3 protein-coding genes and 1 pseudogene are annotated in these 5,073 nt (G+C 59.5%); 3 read left to right on the forward strand and 1 reads right to left on the reverse strand.

Going from position 1 to position 5,073, the window contains the following annotated elements; all coding sequences use genetic code 11:
* Positions 1-83: 83 nt before the first annotated feature.
* Complete coding sequence (locus AWB79_RS37760; protein WP_082862605.1) at positions 84-1,238, forward strand: M20 aminoacylase family protein; 1,155 nt, start codon at positions 84-86, stop codon at positions 1,236-1,238.
* Positions 1,239-1,535: 297 nt separating this feature from the next.
* Positions 1,536-2,216: pseudogene (locus tag AWB79_RS37770) on the forward strand (alpha/beta hydrolase); the annotation flags it as partial.
* Here the strand turns inward: AWB79_RS37770 and AWB79_RS37775 are convergent.
* Positions 2,213-3,469, reverse strand: a complete 1,257-nt coding sequence (locus AWB79_RS37775; protein WP_074169500.1) for an acetylornithine/succinyldiaminopimelate transaminase — start codon at positions 3,467-3,469, stop codon at positions 2,213-2,215. The pseudogene AWB79_RS37770 and the gene AWB79_RS37775 sit on opposite strands and share 4 nt — an antisense overlap.
* A gap of 230 nt (positions 3,470-3,699) precedes the next feature.
* Between AWB79_RS37775 and AWB79_RS37780 the strand changes: the two genes are divergently transcribed.
* The gene (locus AWB79_RS37780) at positions 3,700-4,926 is read left to right on the forward strand and encodes an MFS transporter (RefSeq protein WP_157695947.1); all 1,227 of its coding nucleotides are present in this window, start codon (positions 3,700-3,702) and stop codon (positions 4,924-4,926) included.
* Positions 4,927-5,073: the final 147 nt, after the last annotated feature.

Here is a 5,073-nt window from a genome sequence, read left to right on the forward strand (position 1 = left end):
CTTGCCTTCGCTTTCCATGCTTTAAATCTCCAGATACAGCCAAGATCCAAAGTCTCCTACATTTCCGGGGCGGTTCAGAAGAGATGTCGGCAATCCGTCGGGACATTCATGCGCATCCCGAAGTTGGCTACAACGTGCACAGGACGGCAGAACTCGTCGCGTCCAAGTTGGAAGAGTGGGGATTGTCGGTGGTTCGAGGCGTGGGCAAGACCGGCGTGGTCGGAACTTTGAAGCGTGGTGACAGCAGTCGTGCCATCGGGTTGCGCGCCGATATGGACGCGTTGCCGATGCAGGAATCCAATGAGTTCGAGCACCGCTCGACGCATGCGGGAGCCATGCACGCCTGCGGACATGACGGGCACACGACCATGCTGCTCGGCGCTGCGCGCTATCTCGCCAAGTCCGGCGATTTCGATGGCACAGTTCACTTCTTCTTCCAGCCCGCAGAAGAAGAAGGAGCTGGCGCACAGGCAATGATTGAAGACGGTCTGTTCGAAAGATTTCCGGTCGAGGCAGTGTTCGGCGTGCACAACTGGCCGGGCATCCCCGAGGGGCATTTCGCCGTGAAGCCTGGTCCAATCATGGCTTCGACGAGCCTCTTCAAGATTACTATTACTGGCGCAGGATGCCATGGCGCCATGCCTCATCTCGGGCAGGACCCAGTTTTTGCGGCGGCACAAATTGTCAGCCTGCTGCAAAGTATCCTGACTCGCAACAAGAATCCCGTTGATTCGGCTGCGCTTTCGGTCACGCAAATCCACGGTGGCGAAGCTCAAAATGTGGTTCCGACCGTTGCATGGCTTGGTGGCACGGTGCGCACGTTCTCGGACGAAACGCTCGACCTCATTGAAAGCCGAATGCGCGCTATCGTGTCCGCCACTGCGTTCGGCCTTGACTGCAAGAGCGAAGTCGAGTTCAGCAGGAACTATCCTCCGACCATCAACGACCCGGACCAGACGGCTCTAGCCGTGGATGTGATGCGAGAGGTCGTCGGGGAGGAGGGAGTTAATGCGTCGGTGCAACCGACGATGGCGGCCGAGGACTTCTCGTTCATGCTCCGAGCGAAGCCGGGATGCTACGCGTTCATTGGAAATGGCGGCGGCGACCACCGGGATGCTGGTCACGGTGGCGGGCCGTGCTTGTTGCACAACGCAAGCTACGACTTCAATGACGAATTGCTTCCCATCGGCTCGACTTACTTTGTTCGGTTGGCCGAGCGTTTTCTGAAGCGCGGGTAGCAAGATGCAGAAGCAACAGAAAGAGGCGCAATCCGTTGCTGTGCACCCACAGGTGCTCTCCTTGCTCGGCACAATCTTTCGGCCCAAAGATATGGACGTGCCACTCACGGTCGACGGTGTTCGCTTCACCAACGACTCGGAGCTAGCTGCGTTGGTCGGACCAGGCGAGGCGGTTGCACGAGTCTGGCCGGCGCGCTTCCAATTCGAGTCGGCGGTCATAGAGGGCAGATGGTACCTGCCGTCTGAGGCCGCCTCGTCACACGTCATCGTTGTTGTACACGGAGGTGGGTTAGCGGTGACCTGGACTCGTACGGCACGCTGTGCAGGTCAATGGCACGTCGCTCTGGCGCCTTGGTATTGAACGTCGACTACGGCCGCTCGCCGGAAACCCCGTTTCTCGCTGCGATTGAGCAGATTAAGCACGTTCTGGTGCACGTCGGAACGTACGTTGGCGAATTTGGCTGTAGTGGTGCCAAGCTGTCCGTGGCGGCCGATAGCGCTGGTGCGCAAGTGGTGGCCGCGGCTATGCATTTGCTCGCCGAGGCCAATCAACCGCTGCCGGACTCCGCCGCGTTCATTTACCCGGCCCTTGATGCCACGATGCAGCACGACACTTGGAGGTCGTTCGGGTCCGGTTACCGACTGACGCGCAAAACGATGGAATGGTACTGGACTCAGTATCTCGGCCAGCACCCGAGTGACATGGGTGCTCAGGCCTACGACCCATGCGTCCCTCCGATGTACTCGCATCATCTCTCGCAGTTTCCCCGCTCGCTGGTAGTGACCGCTGCGTGCGACCCGCTGCGAGCTGAGGGGGAGGAATTCTTCCAGCGGCTATCGCAGGCGGGCGTCGATTCGAAATATCTGCCGGTGCCCGGGCAGATTCATGGGTTCCTGCGCTTCAGAAGAGCGTTCACCGACCCGGAATGGGGGGCAGACGCCGTGATGGAGCGCATCTGCAGATTCCTTATTGGCTAAGCGGACCTCTCGACCGGCGCAGGCGCAGATGCTTTCGCGCCTTTGACTCGGTGCAATGCAATCTCAAGCCGGTCGAACGCCTCGTCAATGCATTCGTAAGGGATGTTCAAGGCGGGAGCAAAGCGCAAGACATCGGGACCCGCGTTGAGAATCATCACGCCTTCGTCCAGAGCTGCGGTCATGATTTCCTTCGACCGACCGCGATAGGAGTCGCTCAGCTCCGCGCCAATCAATAGCCCAGAGCCACGAAGCTCACGGAACATTCCGGTTCTCGAATTGATTGAACGTAGGCTCGCAAAGATGGACGCGCTTCTGTCGCGAACGCCCTCAAGCACGTGCGCCGTATTCACCATCTCGACGACCCGGTCGGCAACGGCGGCCGCCAGCGGATTGCCTCCGTGCGTCGAGCCGTGCGTTCCAACGGTGAAGTGTTCGCCAATCTCGGCGGTAGTGAGCATCGCGCCTATAGGGAAGCCGTTTCCAAGCGCCTTCGCTGAAGTCAGTATGTCCGGCGTTACGCCCAAGTCCATGTAGGCGAACAGGGAACCCGTGCGGCCAATGCCCGTCTGCACTTCGTCGAAGACGAGAAGGGCGTCGTGCTTGGAACACATGCAACGTAGGCACTGCAAAAACTCGCGAGTCGCCGGTACGACGCCACCTTCCCCTTGAACTGGCTCCACGATGACGGCGCAGGTATCCGCGTCGATTTCGGTAAGAGCGGCGTCGATATCGTTGAATGGGAGATGCACGATGCCTTGGGGAAGCGGGCCGAATCCCTCTGAGTACTTCGGCTGCCCACCTGCGCTGACACTGAAGAGCGTCCTGCCGTGAAAGGATTGGCTGAACGCGATGATTTTGGTTTTCTTCGTCTGAGGGCCGTACCGGTCGTGCGCCACGCGCCTCGCGAGCTTCAAGGCGGCTTCGTTCGCCTCGGCGCCTGAGTTCGCGAAGAATGCCCGGTCGGCGAAAGTCGATTCAGTGAGTCGAGAGGCAAGCCGCAGAACCGGGTGATTTGTGAAGACGTTGCCGATGTGCCAGAGCTGTCCAGCTTGCTTTGTCAGCGCTTCCACCAGTTCCGGGTGCGCGTGTCCAAAGGCGGTGACCGCAATTCCGCTCGTCAGGTCGATGTACTCACGGTCCTGCTCGTCCCAGACGCGAGAACCTTGGCCGCGCACGGGAATTATTGCCGCAGGAGCGTATACGGGGGCCATCACGGAGTCGAACGTGGCGCGTGAGATGGTTGATGTAGTCACGAGATAGCTTCCGTTTGCGACTTCGTTGATTGGCGGCCGAACACGCTTACGCGGTCATCGTGGTGCCGCGAAGCCTCTGACACCGAATCCAGTGTCCCCCGAAAAAGGGTGCTCGTGGCTATCGAGCAATGCACAACGCGTGCGAAAAAAGGCAACACATCGCTCGTGACGTCAGTCGTTTGGCGCTTCGTTTGCTCGCTACGATTTGGGCTTTCATGCAGAGGTCTCCGATGAAGGCGACGACCGCAGTGGTCTCGACGACCATAGTTCAAATCGCAACGGCCTTTGCGGCGCTGACGATTCCTAGTCTTACTGCAGTCGTTCAAACGCAGCCTGGATTCCACGCCATCAATCCGGGCACCTTTATCTCGATTCTCTATGCGGCGGCGGCGGTCGCGACGATTTTCGCCGGTATCGTGGTGCAGTCTCTGGGGCCGATTCGTACCTGCCAAGTGGCAGTGTTTTGCTGCGCAGCGGGCCTGACGCTAGCGCTGCACGGGAGCACGGTAAGCTTGATTCTGGGCGCGCTGGCACTTGGCTTGGGTTACGGGCCAATTACGCCCGCGAGTTCGCAGTTGTTGAGCGCGGCAACGAGCACAAGCAACCGGCGTCTCATTTTCTCATTCAAGCAGACTGGTGTGCCGGCCGGAACGGCGCTCGCCGGGGCGTTAATCCCCGTCGTGACGGTTGACCTCGGATGGAAGGCAGCATTGATTCTCGTGGCTGCCGTTTGCATCGCGATTGCTCTTGCTATCCAACCACTTGCGTCACGCCCAGCACGAGTCCAGCAAGAGAGCAGGCCCGGTCGACCGGTGTGGTGGCGGTCCGTCGCCGTCGCATTGGCACATCCGTATCTCCGACTGCTTTCGTTGTCTGCCTTTGTTCTCGGCGGAGCGCAAATGTGTGCGAGCACGTTCCTCGCTTCTTACTTCTTTGGGAACGTCGGCTATACGGCGCTCCGAGCTGGCGCGATGCTAACGGTCGCGAACGTGTCTGGAGCGGTGTTCCGTTTGATTTGGGGCGCTGTCGCAGACCGCGGTGTCAGTCCGCGTTTTCTGTTGGCAGGGTTGAGCTTGACCGCCTGTCTCGCAGAAGTTGTCATGGCTTCGGCCGGATTGATGGCCAACTTCACGGTAGCTGTGTTGATTTGCTTTCTACTGGGTGCGGCGGTTATCGGTTGGAACGGTTTGCTGCTTTCGGAAGTCGCTGACGCGGTACCGGCCGAAAAGGTCGCGGCCGCCACGGCGGGATGCCTATTCTTCAGCTTCGGCGGAGTCATGACGTTTCCCGCCGCATTTGGCATCGTCCAGCGGCTGAGCGGCGGCTTCGACATGTCCTGGTTGTTGATGGCGGGAGCGAATGCACTTCTGGGTGTCATGCTGCTCACCGTGAAGGGGACGGAAAACCAAGCGGCTCTGGGAGTCGTCGAAGCAGGACTCTCAGAGAAGGACCATTAGGAAGTTCGTGGGTCCCCTGGGCCGTCTCGAAGACCCCCTCACGTTGAGGTCTGCGGGCGCGCTTGCCAAAAAATGAGATTGACCCGCTCCGACGGACAGATTTGCAGTTAAAGATTTGTCATGGTCCGACCTCCGTCAAGCGTTGAG

It is taken from the genome of Caballeronia hypogeia, from assembly GCF_001544875.2.
GTDB classification, from domain to species: domain Bacteria; phylum Pseudomonadota; class Gammaproteobacteria; order Burkholderiales; family Burkholderiaceae; genus Caballeronia; species Caballeronia hypogeia.